13 protein-coding genes, 1 tRNA gene and 1 pseudogene are annotated in these 13,482 nt (G+C 61.0%); 14 read left to right on the forward strand and 1 reads right to left on the reverse strand.

The features are described 5' to 3' along the window. Positions 1–85 precede the first annotated feature (85 nt). From ACEN9Q_RS05505 to ACEN9Q_RS05560, 12 genes and pseudogenes are all read left to right on the forward strand, one after another. Entirely contained in the window at positions 86–1,246 is a 1,161-nt protein-coding gene (locus tag ACEN9Q_RS05505; protein WP_495627623.1) for an HDOD domain-containing protein, read from the forward strand. 1 nt (position 1,247) lies between these two features. Next, the gene (locus tag ACEN9Q_RS05510) at positions 1,248–3,323 is read left to right on the forward strand and encodes a putative bifunctional diguanylate cyclase/phosphodiesterase (protein WP_495628918.1); all 2,076 of its coding nucleotides are present in this window, start codon (positions 1,248–1,250) and stop codon (positions 3,321–3,323) included. Between the two features lie 67 nt (positions 3,324–3,390). Further along, positions 3,391–3,480, forward strand: a tRNA-Ser gene (locus tag ACEN9Q_RS05515). A gap of 578 nt (positions 3,481–4,058) precedes the next feature. Next, positions 4,059–5,276, forward strand: coding sequence for a ParA family protein (locus ACEN9Q_RS05520; RefSeq protein WP_495627624.1), 1,218 nt, complete (start codon positions 4,059–4,061; stop codon positions 5,274–5,276). A 1-nt stretch (position 5,277) separates the two neighbouring features. Further along, entirely contained in the window at positions 5,278–5,916 is a 639-nt protein-coding gene (locus tag ACEN9Q_RS05525) for a HEPN domain-containing protein (protein WP_495627625.1), read from the forward strand. A gap of 331 nt (positions 5,917–6,247) precedes the next feature. Beyond that, positions 6,248–6,366 (forward strand): annotated as a pseudogene (locus tag ACEN9Q_RS05530) (IS481 family transposase); the annotation flags it as partial. Between the two features lie 310 nt (positions 6,367–6,676). After that, the gene (locus ACEN9Q_RS05535; protein ID WP_495627626.1) at positions 6,677–7,441 is read left to right on the forward strand and encodes a PEP-CTERM sorting domain-containing protein; all 765 of its coding nucleotides are present in this window, start codon (positions 6,677–6,679) and stop codon (positions 7,439–7,441) included. A gap of 162 nt (positions 7,442–7,603) precedes the next feature. After that, positions 7,604–8,137 carry a TM2 domain-containing protein gene (locus tag ACEN9Q_RS05540; RefSeq protein WP_495627627.1) on the forward strand — a complete coding sequence of 178 codons (534 nt, stop codon included), beginning with the start codon at positions 7,604–7,606 and terminating at the stop codon, positions 8,135–8,137. 175 nt (positions 8,138–8,312) lie between these two features. After that, positions 8,313–9,044, forward strand: coding sequence for a helix-turn-helix domain-containing protein (locus ACEN9Q_RS05545; protein ID WP_056447594.1), 732 nt, complete (start codon positions 8,313–8,315; stop codon positions 9,042–9,044). Between the two features lie 74 nt (positions 9,045–9,118). Then, positions 9,119–9,451, forward strand: coding sequence for an ArsR/SmtB family transcription factor (locus ACEN9Q_RS05550; RefSeq protein WP_229412835.1), 333 nt, complete (start codon positions 9,119–9,121; stop codon positions 9,449–9,451). Between the two features lie 8 nt (positions 9,452–9,459). Continuing rightward, positions 9,460–9,717, forward strand: a complete 258-nt coding sequence (locus tag ACEN9Q_RS05555; RefSeq protein ID WP_495627628.1) for a hypothetical protein — start codon at positions 9,460–9,462, stop codon at positions 9,715–9,717. A gap of 49 nt (positions 9,718–9,766) precedes the next feature. Further along, positions 9,767–10,219, forward strand: a complete 453-nt coding sequence (locus ACEN9Q_RS05560; protein WP_056447598.1) for a hypothetical protein — start codon at positions 9,767–9,769, stop codon at positions 10,217–10,219. A gap of 60 nt (positions 10,220–10,279) precedes the next feature. Here ACEN9Q_RS05560 and ACEN9Q_RS05565 read toward each other — a convergent pair whose 3' ends face one another. After that, on the reverse strand, positions 10,280–11,512 hold the full coding sequence (locus tag ACEN9Q_RS05565; RefSeq protein ID WP_495627629.1) for an alpha-amylase family glycosyl hydrolase: 1,233 nt from the start codon (positions 11,510–11,512) through the stop codon (positions 10,280–10,282). Positions 11,513–11,838: 326 nt separating this feature from the next. Here ACEN9Q_RS05565 and ACEN9Q_RS05570 point away from each other — a divergent pair, with 326 nt between their 5' ends. Then, positions 11,839–12,897 (forward strand): porin, encoded by a 1,059-nt coding sequence (locus ACEN9Q_RS05570; RefSeq protein WP_495627630.1) that lies wholly within the window; start codon positions 11,839–11,841, stop codon positions 12,895–12,897. Between the two features lie 82 nt (positions 12,898–12,979). Further along, positions 12,980–13,411: a hypothetical protein gene (locus ACEN9Q_RS05575; RefSeq protein WP_056447656.1), complete on the forward strand. Its 432-nt coding sequence runs from the start codon at positions 12,980–12,982 to the stop codon at positions 13,409–13,411. Positions 13,412–13,482 lie beyond the last annotated feature (71 nt).

Here is a 13,482-nt window from a genome sequence, read left to right on the forward strand (position 1 = left end):
TATAGGAAACAGAAACAGTTGCTTTCCGAAAAGGGGTGCTCTACTATTAGCTGGTTACTATCAATGCATATTCGCTAATCCGCCAATGGCCAGCGCCCCGTTCCCGGTGGTTGAAATACGTTCCGTCGCCAATGCGCAGAACGAGTGGGTCGCACTTTTGCTTGGCACGCCGGGGCAGGGGCTCGACGATGCCGGGCTGCTGGGCGTGTTCGGCACGGCGGACCTGCTGGCCGCCATCGCGCCGCTCGACTGCGTCGTCCGGCTCGACGACATCGCCGTCCTCACGCCACCCGTCCTGAACGTCCTGCCGGCCAACCGCGTGCTGCTGGCCGTGCGCGCCGCGGCGCTGGCGACGGACGGCACGGCGCGCCGCCTGGCGGAATTGCAGATGGCCGGCTACCGGGTGCTGATCGACGGTCCGCTGCCGGAAGGCGTCGCGGCACCGGTCGCGCTGCGCACCGTCGCGCGCGACGCGTGCGCCGAGCTGCCGCGCGCCGGCGCGCTGCCCGCGCTGTTCGGCCCGCACCTGGCCTACCAGGTCGACGACATGGCGCGCTACCGCGCCTGCGAGAACGCCGGCTTTTCCTGGTTCAGCGGCGACTACGCGCTTGGCGGCAGCGTGCCGGAAGGCGACGACGGCACGTCGCGCCGCCACATGCTGACGATGCTCGCCCTGCTGGCCCGCGATGCCGATTCGCGCGAGCTCGAAGCGCAGCTCAAGCAGGACCCGGCCCTGTCTTACCATCTTTTGAAGCTCGTGAACTCGGCCGCGTTTTCCGTCGGCACCCAGATCACGGGCTTCGCCCAGGCGATCAGCCGCCTGGGCCGCCGCCAGCTGCAGCGCTGGCTGCAATTGCTGCTGTACGCGCGCCAGCATCCGGACAGTCCGCCGAACCTGATGCTGCCCGTGGCCGCGCTGCGCGGCGCGGCGCTGGAAGCGCTGTGCAAGCGCGACGGCGGCGACCGCGACGACCAGGACCTCGCCTTCATGGCCGGCGTGTTCTCGCTGCTGGACCGCCTGTTCCAGATGCCGATGGCGGACGTCGTACAGGACTTGAACCTGCCCGAACATGTCGAAGCCGCGCTGCTGCGGCGCGAGGGGCAGCTCGGACAACGATTGCGGCTGGCCGAAGCAGGCCGGCCCGACCCGGAGACGTTGGAGGAGGCGGGCGTCGACGGGGCGGACTGGTGGCAGAGCCAGTTGCATGCCTATCACTGGGCCATCCAGGTAGCCCGCAATGTCTAAGATGCCAGCCGCTGCGCCAATGGATTTCGTGGGCGGCAGCGCTGCCGTCTGCGACGCCGTGTTGAAACTCCGGGGCGATGCCCTGTACGCCGAACTGGGACACATCGCCGCGGCGCTGCTCGCCAGCCCGCACGGCGCCTTCATCCCCGACGACGCCATTCCGCGGGCCGCGGTCGACGGTGCGCTGCTGCAGGAAGTGCGCGCCGACGCCCTGTGCTTCGGCCGCTACGAAGTCGCCGGCCGCACCTACAGCCTTGAAGACTGGCGCCTGCTGGAAGGCCTGGCCGGCCTCACCGGTTCGCTGCTGCAGGTGCATTCGCTGGCCCGGCGCACCACCCATGCCTACGCCCAGGTCGAGGCGCAACTGGCGCACCAGTCGCAGATCCTGGACCAGATCCACGAATCCGTCCTCACGCTCGACCGCCTGGGCTACATCACCAGCTGGAACAAGGGCGCGGAACTCCTGTTCGGCTACACGGCGCTGGAAGCCGTGGGCCGCAACATCCTGTTCCTGTACGCGGAGGAAGAGCCGGATTTCGAGGACGCCTTCGCGGAGCAGGGCGGCCGCATGATGGAAGTGCGGCGCCGGAAGAAATCGGGCGAAGTGTTCTGGGCCAGCCTGTCGCTGTCGCCGCTGTGCGACCTGGAAGACCGTCCCATCGGCCTGATCGCCTACCTCACCGACATCACGGAACGCAAGCTGGCCGAGGAACGCCTGCATCATCTGGCCTACTACCAGGAGCTCACCGGCCTGCCGAACCGCACGCTGTTCGGCCGCCTCGTCGACCAGGCCCTGATGGTCGCCCAGCGCAACGAGTCGACGGCCTGCGTGCTGTACCTGGACCTGAACCGCTTCAAGCTGATCAACGGCACCCTGGGCCGCAGGGTCGGCGACGAACTGCTGCGCCAGGTCGCCGAACGCCTGCGCAACACGCTGCGCGACGAAGACGTCGTGGCGCACCTGTCCGGCGACGAATTCGCCGTCGGCCTGTTCGACATCCGCCAGCACTTCGAGGCCACGACGGTCGCGCAAAAACTGCAGGGCGCGCTGGAAGCGCCGTTCCTCGTGCAGGGCCACGACCTGCGCGTGGGCGCGAGCATCGGCATCTCGGTCTACCCGCAGGACGGCCAGGACGCGGAAACGCTGCTGCGCATGGCCGACATCGCGATGGAGCGCGCCAAGGAACACGCCGAAAATCCGGACCGCAGCGTCGCCTTCTACCGCCTCGACATGAACGAAGGCATGCAGCAGCGCATGCTGATCGAATCCGGCCTGCGCCACGCCCTCGGCAACGGCGAACTCATTCTGCACTACCAGCCCAAATTCGAAATCGGCTCGACCCGCCTCGTGGGCGCCGAAGCCCTCGTGCGCTGGAAGCATCCGGTGCGCGGCATGGTCCCGCCGATCGAATTCATCCCGCTGGCCGAAAGCACGGGCCTGATCGTGCAGGTCGGCGAGTGGGTGCTGGAACAGGCCTGCGCCCAGGCCGCGATCTGGCAACGCGCCGGCCTGCCGCCGTTCCGCCTCGCGGTGAACGTGTCGGCACGCGAATTCACGGCATCGCTGCCGGGCCGCGTCGCGGAAACCCTGCGCCGCTACCGCCTCGACGCGCACTGGCTGGAACTGGAGATCACGGAAAGCACGCTGATGCACGACATCGAGCACGTGATCGCCATCATGGACCGCATCAGCGCGCTGGGCGTGGCGCTGTCGCTGGACGATTTCGGCACAGGCTATTCGAGCCTGTCGTACCTGAAGCGCTTCCCGATCGACACGCTGAAGATCGACCGCTCGTTCACGACCGGCATCCCGCAGGACCCGAGCGATTGCGCCATCGCGAGCACCATCATCGGCATGGGCCGCAAGCTGGGGCACCGCGTGATCGCGGAAGGCGTGGAGACCCTGGAGCAGCTGGAGTTCCTGCGCCAGGCCGGCTGCGACGAAGTGCAGGGCTATCTGTACGGGAAGCCGCTGCCTGCGTATGAATTCGAGAAGAGTCTGCGGGAAAACTGGCTGCTGATGGCACGCATGGAGTCGGATGCGGCCGTTGGATCGGTCGTGTGGTCGGCCAAGTAGGCCCAGTCTGTTTGCTGCCCGTTTGCTGCCCGTGGGGCAATGATTTATGTATAATGCCGGTTCCTCAGGAAGCGTGGCCGAGTGGTTGAAGGCAGCAGTCTTGAAAACTGCCGACGGGGGAACCCGTTCGTGAGTTCGAATCTCACCGCTTCCGCCAGAACACATGAATAAGCCCTTGAATTGCAGGGTTTTTTCGTATCGTTTGTCTCTAGAGCAGTCCGCGAATTGTTGCGTTACTGCCTTATCGATTTACAAGTTGCGGAAACGATTTCCTCAATCGATCGTTATTTCCCTCGTACGTAGAGTCGCACGTGCATGCTTTTGCTTCTTGAAGTGCGATCCGATATATCGAATAGGTCCATCGCTGTTTGATCTTCAATTTGAAACTCCCGTTTCGGTCTGTCGGTGCCGGTCGCGACATGTCCCCTAGCTCCCTTTAGCTACCTTGCAAGGAGTTCGGTCGTTTGCGATCAGGATTTTCCGGCCGCGGCAGTTAGGCGGATTAGCGCCTAGGCACAAGAGTATCCAAGTGGCGGCACTCGTTGACGGTTCTGTAGTTCGATACGGAAGCGATCATTGTCGTCGGCGCGGCTCGTCACCTTGTTGGCACCGACTGCGCTTTTGTAGTTGGCGTTGGTCAGCATGATCGGTGTGACGCTCCGAAGCGTTATCAACATGTATACGAAATTTCCCCGAAGAAGTACACTATGGAAAATCAAACCTTGGAGAACTGCAATGGCCACTTCAGCGAAAAAAACGACAGGTCCCGCAGCAAAGAAAAGCACTAGCGCCGCCACGACGCCGAAGGTCAGCATTAAGGCGCCACCAGTGAAGAAGGCGAATGCGAAACCCGTAGCTGCGAAGCGTGTTCTCAGGGCTAAATTATCCCCTAAAAGCCAGAGCCAGAAAAAATCTCCCAAAGTTTTGTGTTTATTTAATCACAAGGGTGGCGTCAGTAAAACGACGACTGCCTTCAATTTAGGTTGGATGCTTGCTACACAAAAGAAGCGAGTACTTCTGGCTGACTTTGATCCGCAATGTAATTTGACAGGAATGGTTCTGGGATTTAAGGGGATTGAGGATTTGGAGAATACTTATTCACCTGATCCTGCAAATAATGTAAAGGACGGCTTGGCGCCAGCTTTCGAATCTAAGCCTAGGCAAATTGTTGGTGCTGAATGTGTTCAGGTGCAAGGAAACGCAAATTTATTTTTACTGCCTGGGCACATCGGTTTGGCTGAATATGAAACGACGCTGGGTATTGCGCAAGAGCTAAGTGGATCGCTGCTTGCCTTAAGAAATCTTCCTGGTTCTCTTCGTTACCTTCTTGATCTCACTGCCGAGAAATATAATATTGATTATGTTATTGTTGATATGAGCCCTAGTTTGGGTCCAATTAATCAGAATCTATTGATGACATGTGATCATTTTATTGTTCCATTGCATCCTGATTATTTTTCATCAATGGCCCTCAGTTCGCTTGCAAAGTCATTGCCACGGTGGGCTGCTTGGGCTAGAACTGCATACGACATTGAGGTACTGCGAGAAGCCGATTACCCTTTTCCACAACCCCACGCTCAATTTATTGGTGCAATCGTGCAAAAATATCGCCCCCGTAACGGTCAGCCGAGCGCGGCGTTTGAACGTTGGATTGGTCGCCTTACTGATGGCCTGGAAAAAGAATTGGTGCCGAGTCTTGAAAAAGCGGGATTGCTTAACAGGGAAGCCTTCGAAAGTAAAGTGGATTTCGCGCCGTATGAACCGCTGTTATCAGTTGCTGATTTTAATAGTCTAATTGCTTTATCTCAAGAACATCAGATTCCTGTGTATGGGCTGACCGCTAGAGGTTTGAAGCAAAAGGGGAAAGTTTGGCAGCAAACCTCTGCAAATATGAAGGTTTTTGAGGCTGCGTTTAAAGATTGTGCAGCCAAGATTATTGCGCTTACTAAATAAAATGAGCCCGATACAACAGTTCGACCTCGTTTGGAAGCGATGTAATGAACTAAATGCTCTTTATCGATACCTTACAAGTAAAGCTACAGCGGTTCTGAATTTTGATGAGCTACTTCGAGCTGAATGGGTTGCGCGCGTTAGTGCTTTGGATCTTTATGTTCATGAGCTAATAACGCAGCAATTAATTCAAATTTTTCGTGGCGAACGACTGGCGCCGGTCGGTTTTAAAAAATATCCTTTTACAGGTGAAGTTCTGTTAAGGATGCGGCATGCGGATATCGAGCAGCAAGCAGCAGCTTTTGAGCTTGATGTGCGAAATCGTTTAAACATTCTTTCATTTCAGGATCCGGAGAAAATCGCTGATGGCGTCAGAATGGTGTCTGAGATCGAGCTTTGGAATGAGTTGGCAACTAGGGCGGGCGCGCCAATAAACCAACGTGTTGTGCGTGCAAAAGCTCTCAAACTACAACTCTCTGCGGTTGTAAATCGACGAAACAAGATTGCACACGAAGGAGATCTCAAGCCGGGTGTTCCGAGGGAGACATGGGAGATCGAAGCAACTGACCTCCAAACTGTAGTTTCTTGTATCGAGTTTGTGGTGCATGGCTTGGACCAGTTGGTGTGGAAAGCAACGCCATAAATTTGAGGTATGGCTCGGAATTTGAGTGCACTAAGAGACATGTTAAAGCCAGTATTCATGCGAATCATAGAGGCTCTTTTACTTTTTCGCTTCGTGTGAAAGTCGAAGGGCTGGGCTTACGAGCCAAGACATTTCAAATCGTCTCATTTGCCGTCCAAGTAGTGCATAGCATTGAGAGCTGACGCGGTGATTACTTGGTCAGTTTCGTGCGATCATATTCCCTGTCGCGGGATGGCCCTGTTCCGAGCAAAGGCCATGCTTGATCAGTTGATCGCTGGTTTTCCTCCGACGGTCGCCCACCAGTTCCGAACCGTCAGGTGAAGTTCGATCCATGAGCAATCGCGTCCATCCCAAGCTCGTACGGCGCCAAAGTTTCGGCAGGAAATCAAAGAGTCTGGCCTGTCTCACCGCGAGGCAGCCAAGGTCTTCAATATTTCTCGTGCCACCGCTGGGGCCGCCCGTACCAAGGCATCATTGCCCCGTGTTGCAATGGTTACCATAGGTTGATTTTCCTATCGCCATCTTATTATCTCTGCTAGAGCTTTGCTATTAAAGAAATGCGGCAAGCCCCGCCGTACATCTCGACAGAGACATCCGCACCTTTGCGTTCGAATAAGCGAAAGGCTGGCAGCGCTTCTTATAGTCGATCGAGGTCGGCTGGCTCGTCACCTATCCATTCTGCGCGCCTGGCAATATTCCCGGGGCCAGACGACTGCGATACCGCCAGGGCTGCGCCAGGTGCCCGTCAACGGAGCAGATCATGAAAACCTCGCTTCACGCAGCCATCGCGACGCTTCTTTCCGCGGCAATGCTGGGTGCCTCGCCCGGTGCTTTGGCACAATTGGGTGCAACCTCATCGTTCGATTCGTTCGCCTATCAACTCGTCGACCTCAATGTCTGCGACGGCATCGATCCCAGCGTCAGCTTCCTCGATGATTCATCGGTGAACGGATGGGCGCTCCTGCGCGACATCAACGGCGCCGTACGCGAATCGGTGCAGGACGGCAGCAGGGGAGAGCGCCCCGTCCAGGTACGGATCGACACGGGGGACGCGTATCTGGCCGGCGACGCCACCCCGACCAGCGCCAGCTCGCTGGTTACCATCCAGGGCGGCATCGCCGATACCAACACCGACAGCTTCCTCGGGTTCGTCCTGGCGCCGTACACGCAAGTCACGTTCACCATCGATGCCAGGGCAACCGCCAGCGCGGCCGGTTCTCCGAACTATGCGTTTGCCACCGTGGCGGTGAACGGGACCGTCACGGACGAGGACGGCAATCACATCCTCGAAACGGATGGCCTGTCCAGCTACCTCGCGTCCTCCGATACATTGTCGGTCACCTTGCGCTCGGCCGGCGTCGCACGCATGGGAACGCTCGAGTTCGCCACCGCGGCCCACGCCCTGTTGCAGCCGGTACCGGAGCCGGCCTCGATGGCGATGCTGGTCGTCGGGCTGGCCGTCGTGGGCGGTTACGCGCGCCGGCGGTCAGCGCGCGGCGCGTACTCGCGCGCCGTGTGCATGTGAGGAATGCGGCGTCGAAACACCATCTTCGTATCCGACGGGGCTGCGATGGCTGGTCCTGTCGATGCCGGCTGAATGTCGGTTGATAATTTATTGCCAACACGAAATAGATGCGATACTCTTCAACAATAGTTGTTAGTTCGAAATCAAACTGTTGGAGGACGCATGGCAATGGTGTTTTGCAGAGGCTGCGGTAAAGAGATCCATGAAACGGCCGTTTCGTGCCCCCATTGCGGATGCCAGCAGACGGCCGCTGCGACGGGCAATATCAAAAGCCAGAGCGTGGCCGCGGTGCTGGCGGCGTTCGTCGGCGGGATCGGTATCCATCGGTTCTATTTGCGCAGCCCAATCTCCGGTATTTTCTACATCCTGTTTTGCTGGACCGGGATTCCGGGTCTGATCGCCTTCGTCGAGACGTTCATCTACACCTTCATGAGCCAGCAGAGCTGGGCGAGAAAATACAATAACGGTGTGATCAGCGAGCCTGTGCATATCGCGATCCGGATTCTCGTATTGATTTTCCCCGTGGCGTTCGTTGCCGGCATTCTTGCCGCCATCGCGATTCCCGCGTATCAGAGTTATCGGCTCAAGGCCGAAGCGGCGAAGTCGAGCGTTTCCATCGAAGCGCCCCGGCATGCCGCCGTTCATTCCGTGATCGTCGTCCCGGCTGCAAAGACGGTGACGCCGCTCGCCGCCTGAGCGTCGACGGCCGCTCATCGCACGCGAAGACCAGCTTCTTCGCGTCGCGCCGTGGGCCAGGTCGTCGGCCTGGCTCATCAGATCTCTTCGTGGTGGCCGGCCGGTATGGCTGGACATGCTACGATCGCACGAATCAGCTCCCATCTTATAGCCCTCCGTATCGGAATCCGCGACCATGTCCGAAGTCACCCAACTGCTCACGACTATCAAGCGCCAACTGAAGCTGCAAGGCAAGACATACCGCGACGTGGCCGGTACGCTGGGCCTGTCGGAGGCGAGCGTCAAGCGGCTGCTGACGTCGGACACGCTCGGCGTCGACCGCCTCATCGAGATCAGCAACATGCTCGGTTTTACGCTGGCCGAGCTCGCGCAGGAGGCGGCGCTGTCCGGCACCCGGTTGCATACCTTGAGTCCGGCGCAGGAAAAGGAACTCGTGTCGGACACGAAACTGCTGCTCGTCGCCGCGTGCGCGCTGAATCACTGGACGTTGGCGGACATCCTCGCCGTGTACCGTCTTACGGAGGCAGAGTGCCTGCAGAAGCTGCTGCACCTCGACCGCCTGCACCTGATCGCGCTGATGCCGGGCAATCGCATCCGCCTGAACGTGGCGCGCGATTTCGACTGGCTGCCCGATGGGCCCATCCGCCGTTACTTTCGTACGCAGGGCCTGGCTGATTTCCTCGACGGCCGCTTCGACCTGCCCGACGAGACGCTTGCCTTCACGCACGGCATGCTGACGGAGAGCGCGCTCGCGGCGATGCAGGTGGAGCTGCGCCGCTTGCGCGCCCGCTTCGCCGAACTGCATGAGGAAAGCCTGGCGTCGCCGCTGCCCAGGCGGCGCGGCAGCGGCCTGCTGCTGGCGCTGCGCGAGTGGGAGCCGGCCGGGTTCACGGCGCTGCGGCGCTGACGATCGCTGCGCCGCCGGCGCGTATGCATCAATCCGTTCTGGACTTTCTTTCACCTGTCAGATATTGTTTACACGTGAAAGACAAATCCAAACACCTGCAGGGAGACCGCTTGCTGGCCATGCTGGCGGCGCTCGCCAATCCGCACCGGCTGCGCATCGTCGCGGCGCTGGAGACGGGCGGGCGCAATTACGTGAGCCAGCTGGCGCGCGAGATCGGGTTGAGTCGTCCATTGCTGCACCTGCACCTGCAAAAGCTGGAAGAGGCCGGGCTCGTCACGAGCCAGCTCGAACTGTCCAGCGACGGCAAGGCGCTCAAGTATTTCGATGTGGCCGAGTTCGGTGTGTTGCTGGCGCCCGCCGCCATCGCCGAAGCGGTCAAGACGTTGAACCTTCACGAGGAAGAGTAGAGGCTGCCATGTCCACCACCGTGTATCTGTTGACGATCTGCCTGCCCCTGGCCACCGTCCTGCTGGTCTTCGGCATGAAGTATTTCGCCATGATCCAGCAGGCGAAGGCGCGCACTGCCCGCGACGAGGCCGACCGCCGGCTGGCGGACGACCTCGCCCGGACCCAGGCCGAGACCGTGGCCCAGCTGGCGGCGATGAATGCCGCGCTCGCACGGCTGGATGGGCGCATGGGCGCGGTCGAGAAAGTGTTGAAGGAAGTCGAGTAATCGCAGTTCAATGGCCGCAAGGTCATCGACCAACGTTCGAGGAGCCATCATGCGCGAAGTGTCGTTGTTGCGGCTGTACCTGTTGCGGGCGATGTATCTGCTGGTCGTCGGCGGGCTCGGCGTGTTTGCCGTGCCGTCGATTCTCCGCCATGCGGGGCAGCGCGAGCTGGCACAGGGCATCGTCGATGCCATGTTGCTGGCGTTCTGGCTGCTGTGCATCGTCGGCCTGCGCTATCCGTTGCGGATGCTGCCCGTGCTGTTGTGGGAACTGGTGTGGAAGGTGCTGTGGCTCGGCATGGTTGCCTGGCCTGCATGGCGTGCGGGCACGATGGACGCCGCCACGGCGGAAAACACGTTCAATTGCGCCTTCGTCGTGATCATGCCGTTCGTGCTTCCCTGGGGTTATCTCGTGCGCCATTACCTGCGCGCACCCGGCGACCCGTGGCGCGCGGATCGTTCCGCGTTTGGCGGGACGCCCGAGCGCAAGGCGGCCGAGGCCTGAGCCCGGGCGCCTGTCCGCTGAGCGCGGCCTCCGACCGGTCAGCCCGGCCGCCTTCCCGGGTCAGTGCTGGCGCGGCGCGTCGATGCGATAGTCCCAGGCGGCCAGCGTCTGCGGCTTGCCGCCGGGCAGGGTGTAGCGCTGGGCGCCGTCCGACACGTTGACCGTCACCTGCACGCTGTTGCCAGCCAGTGTGCGGCGGAACGCGAACACCTTGTCGTTGCCGGTTCGAAGCACCTGGACGGGGCCGCCGTACTGGCCGTTCCACAGCGCCGGATTGGCGTGCTTGAGTGCCAGTAACTGCGTGTAGAAGGGCGCATAGGCGTAGTCCTTCCACTGGATCGGATCTTTTTCGAAGAACTGGATGCGCTTGTCGAGGCCGGATTCCTGTCCGCCATAGATCAGCGGCATGCCCGGCAGCGTGGCGGCCAGCACGGCCATCGCCTTGAATGCGGGGCCGTACAGTTCGGCGTCGCTGCCGGCCCAGGAGTTCTCGTCGTGGTTGCTCGTGAAGCGCATGCGGTAGGCGCCCGGCGGGAATGCCTTCGGGGGGTGTTCGACGAAATCCGTGAGCGTGCGCGCATCCGCCTTGCCCTTGGCGACGGCCTTGAACAGGTCTTTCGTGTCCCATCCATACGTCATGTCGAAAGCGTGTTCGTGCAGCTCGGGCTTGTCGGCCTCGGCCAGCATGAACACGGGTTTTACGCGGTCGAGCTCGGCGCGAGCCTGGTTCCAGAACGGCGTCGGCACCTTGCCGGCGACGTCGCACCGGAAGCCGTCGACGTCGGCTTCGCGCACCCAGTACAGCATCGCGTCCGTCATGCCTTTCCACAGGCCGGGCTTGCTGTAGTCGAGGCCCGTCACGTCGGTCCAGTACTCGGGCTCGGCGCCATCCGTGTAGGTGACCGGATAGATCTCGCCCTTGTCGTTCTTGAGATACCAGTCGCTGTGCGCCTGCGTCCACGGGTTGTCGAACGCCGTGTGGTTCGCGACCCAGTCGAGGATCACGTGCATGCCGAGGCCGTGTGCCTGCCTGACGAGGGCCCGCAACTCGTCGAGCGTGCCGAATTCCGGGTTGACGGCCGTGTAATCGCGCACGGCGTAATAGCTGCCCAGCGTGCCCTTGCGGTTCTTTTCGCCGATCGGCTGGATCGGCATCAGCCACAGGATGTCCACGCCCATCTTCTTGAGGCGCGGCAGATGTTGCGCAAAGGCCTTGAACGTACCTTCGGGCGTGTATTGCCGGATGTTCACTTCATAGATATTGGCGTTGCGCGACCAATTTACGTGTTGCATTGGTGCAACGTTTGTTGTTTTCGTGGTCACTGCCATTGCTGGCAGGGCCGCACACAAAGCGAGGGAAATTGTAGTCAGGGTACGGTGGAGCTGTCTCATGGTTCTTGTTATTCCGTAGTTTAGTTACAAATTGGCTCATGTGATTCTAAATCGGAATCCTGGCGATGACCAGTCGGCAAAATCGAAACCATCATATGTTCCGTACGTACATACGTCAGAATACGCTGACAAGACATCGGGAAAAGATGAGAGTAGATTTGTGCGATATTGGACAGATAGAGTTGTGGTTAAGCGGATAGTGTTAAGGCGTAGAGAGGAATTGCGCCATGAACAAGGGTTTCGTTGTGTGTGTGATGCTGGGCGGATGTGCGTCGCTCGCATGCGCGCAGGATTCTGAAAGTGCGGCCAGCGCCGGCAATCCGGATGCGACGCGCAAGAGCGCTTGCACCGATTGCGCCCGGCCGGCAGGCACGCGCGCGGGCACGGACTACGTCGGCGAAGCGCCGGGCGGGCATGACATCGCCGTGTTCACGGGACAGCCGACCCGGAGCAATGGCGCGGTCTGGGCCTCGCCGCCGCGCCGCACGTACGGACGCCTCGACGACATCGGCACCCAGCCGGGCACCTGCGGCTTCACGCTGGGCCACCAGTACAACTTCGAATACCTGGCGCATCCCGACGTCGGCGATCCGTTCCACGCCGGCACGGCCGGCAAGGCCAGCAATCTCGTCACGCGGAGCGGCTTGCCCATCGACGGCGGCGTGCGCTATTACAACAGCCAGTTCAAGCACCTGAGCACGGGCGCGTCCTGGACCACCGACACGCTCGGCGGCGACCCGCTCGGGGACCGCGCCTGGGGCATGTCGATCGGCTTCGACTACGGCGCACTGTCGCTGCGCGCCGCCCACCAGAACCGGCACGTGGCCCAGATCCATTTGTACGACTTGGCAGGCAACAATATGGATGCCAAGAACTCCCTGATCGCGGCCAATGTGCGCATGCGCTGGGGCACGGCCTATGCCGCGTATTCCGCCAACCGCGGCTGGGGCAGCTCGCCGCTGTACAACCCCGACAATCCGTATGGCGCCGGCGTGGCCAGCACGTCGTCGACCGACAGCCGCGACACCCTCGTCGGCGTCGCCGTCCCGGTGACGCGCTCGACCACCTTCCTCGCCTCGTTCATCCACAAGAACGACCGTGACCTGGCCAACCGCGACGCCAACCAGTTCGCGATCGGCGCCAGCTACGTCGTCTCGCGCAGCACCGACTTCTACGCCGCGTTCTCGCGCACCGTCAACACGAACGGCACCGGCATCCTGATCGGCGGCGCGGCCCGCCCGAGCGGCAGCTCGGCCGTGAACGTCGGCATGCGCCACGCTTTTTAGCGCTGGTTCCCGTGCGCTGCGCCGCTGCGCGGCAAAAGCAGGTAGCCTGTCCTCATGATTTTTGCATTATTTCGGAGGCAACATGACTGGTACGAGCACACTTGATCCAGATAACTTTCCTGAAGCACCCGACCGTAGCCTGGGCAAGGGCCACGGCATCGATTCGCTCGGTCCGAGCGATATTTCGGACACCGGCAGTGACGTCGTCGGCGGTCCCGGCTTCGCGGCCAATCTGGACGACGATCAGAAGATCGACCTGGACACCGGCACGACGTCCGACAACGAAGCCGGCTACGACAGCGCCGGCGCCGACCTGGGCGACCCGAACTTCGAAAGCGACAGCGACTTCGGCGGCACGGGCGAACGGGCCGCGGCCGGCCGCGACCTGATCGGCAAGGACGGCAGCGACATCGATACCGACCGCATCGAATCGATTCCGAGCCTGCCGCTGACGGACGACGATGTCGACTTCCTCGGCAGCGAGCCGCCGCGGGGGCGGGCGCCGGGCAAGTAAGCCGCGGCACATCACGCACGAGGGCCGGATGGTGGATGCCATCCGGCCCTTTGTCATTGCCGCTCACGCGT

The sequence above is a fragment of the Massilia sp. Masssp93 genome (assembly GCF_059491295.1).

Bases quoted from the DNA above. Each gene is read 5' to 3' on its own strand.
- ACEN9Q_RS05520 (WP_495627624.1), top strand. From the start codon at position 4,059: ATGGCCACTTCAGCGAAAAAAACGACAGGTCCCGCAGCAAAGAAAAGC.
- ACEN9Q_RS05570 (WP_495627630.1), top strand. From the start codon at position 11,839: ATGAACAAGGGTTTCGTTGTGTGTGTGATGCTGGGCGGATGTGCGTCG.
- ACEN9Q_RS05540 (WP_495627627.1), top strand. From the start codon at position 7,604: ATGGCAATGGTGTTTTGCAGAGGCTGCGGTAAAGAGATCCATGAAACG.
- ACEN9Q_RS05525 (WP_495627625.1), top strand. From the start codon at position 5,278: ATGAGCCCGATACAACAGTTCGACCTCGTTTGGAAGCGATGTAATGAA.
- ACEN9Q_RS05565 (WP_495627629.1), bottom strand. From the start codon at position 11,512: ATGCAACACGTAAATTGGTCGCGCAACGCCAATATCTATGAAGTGAAC.
- ACEN9Q_RS05535 (WP_495627626.1), top strand. From the start codon at position 6,677: ATGAAAACCTCGCTTCACGCAGCCATCGCGACGCTTCTTTCCGCGGCA.
- ACEN9Q_RS05510 (WP_495628918.1), top strand. From the start codon at position 1,248: ATGCCAGCCGCTGCGCCAATGGATTTCGTGGGCGGCAGCGCTGCCGTC.
- ACEN9Q_RS05555 (WP_495627628.1), top strand. From the start codon at position 9,460: ATGTCCACCACCGTGTATCTGTTGACGATCTGCCTGCCCCTGGCCACC.
- ACEN9Q_RS05545 (WP_056447594.1), top strand. From the start codon at position 8,313: ATGTCCGAAGTCACCCAACTGCTCACGACTATCAAGCGCCAACTGAAG.
- ACEN9Q_RS05560 (WP_056447598.1), top strand. From the start codon at position 9,767: ATGCGCGAAGTGTCGTTGTTGCGGCTGTACCTGTTGCGGGCGATGTAT.
- ACEN9Q_RS05575 (WP_056447656.1), top strand. From the start codon at position 12,980: ATGACTGGTACGAGCACACTTGATCCAGATAACTTTCCTGAAGCACCC.
- ACEN9Q_RS05505 (WP_495627623.1), top strand. From the start codon at position 86: ATGGCCAGCGCCCCGTTCCCGGTGGTTGAAATACGTTCCGTCGCCAAT.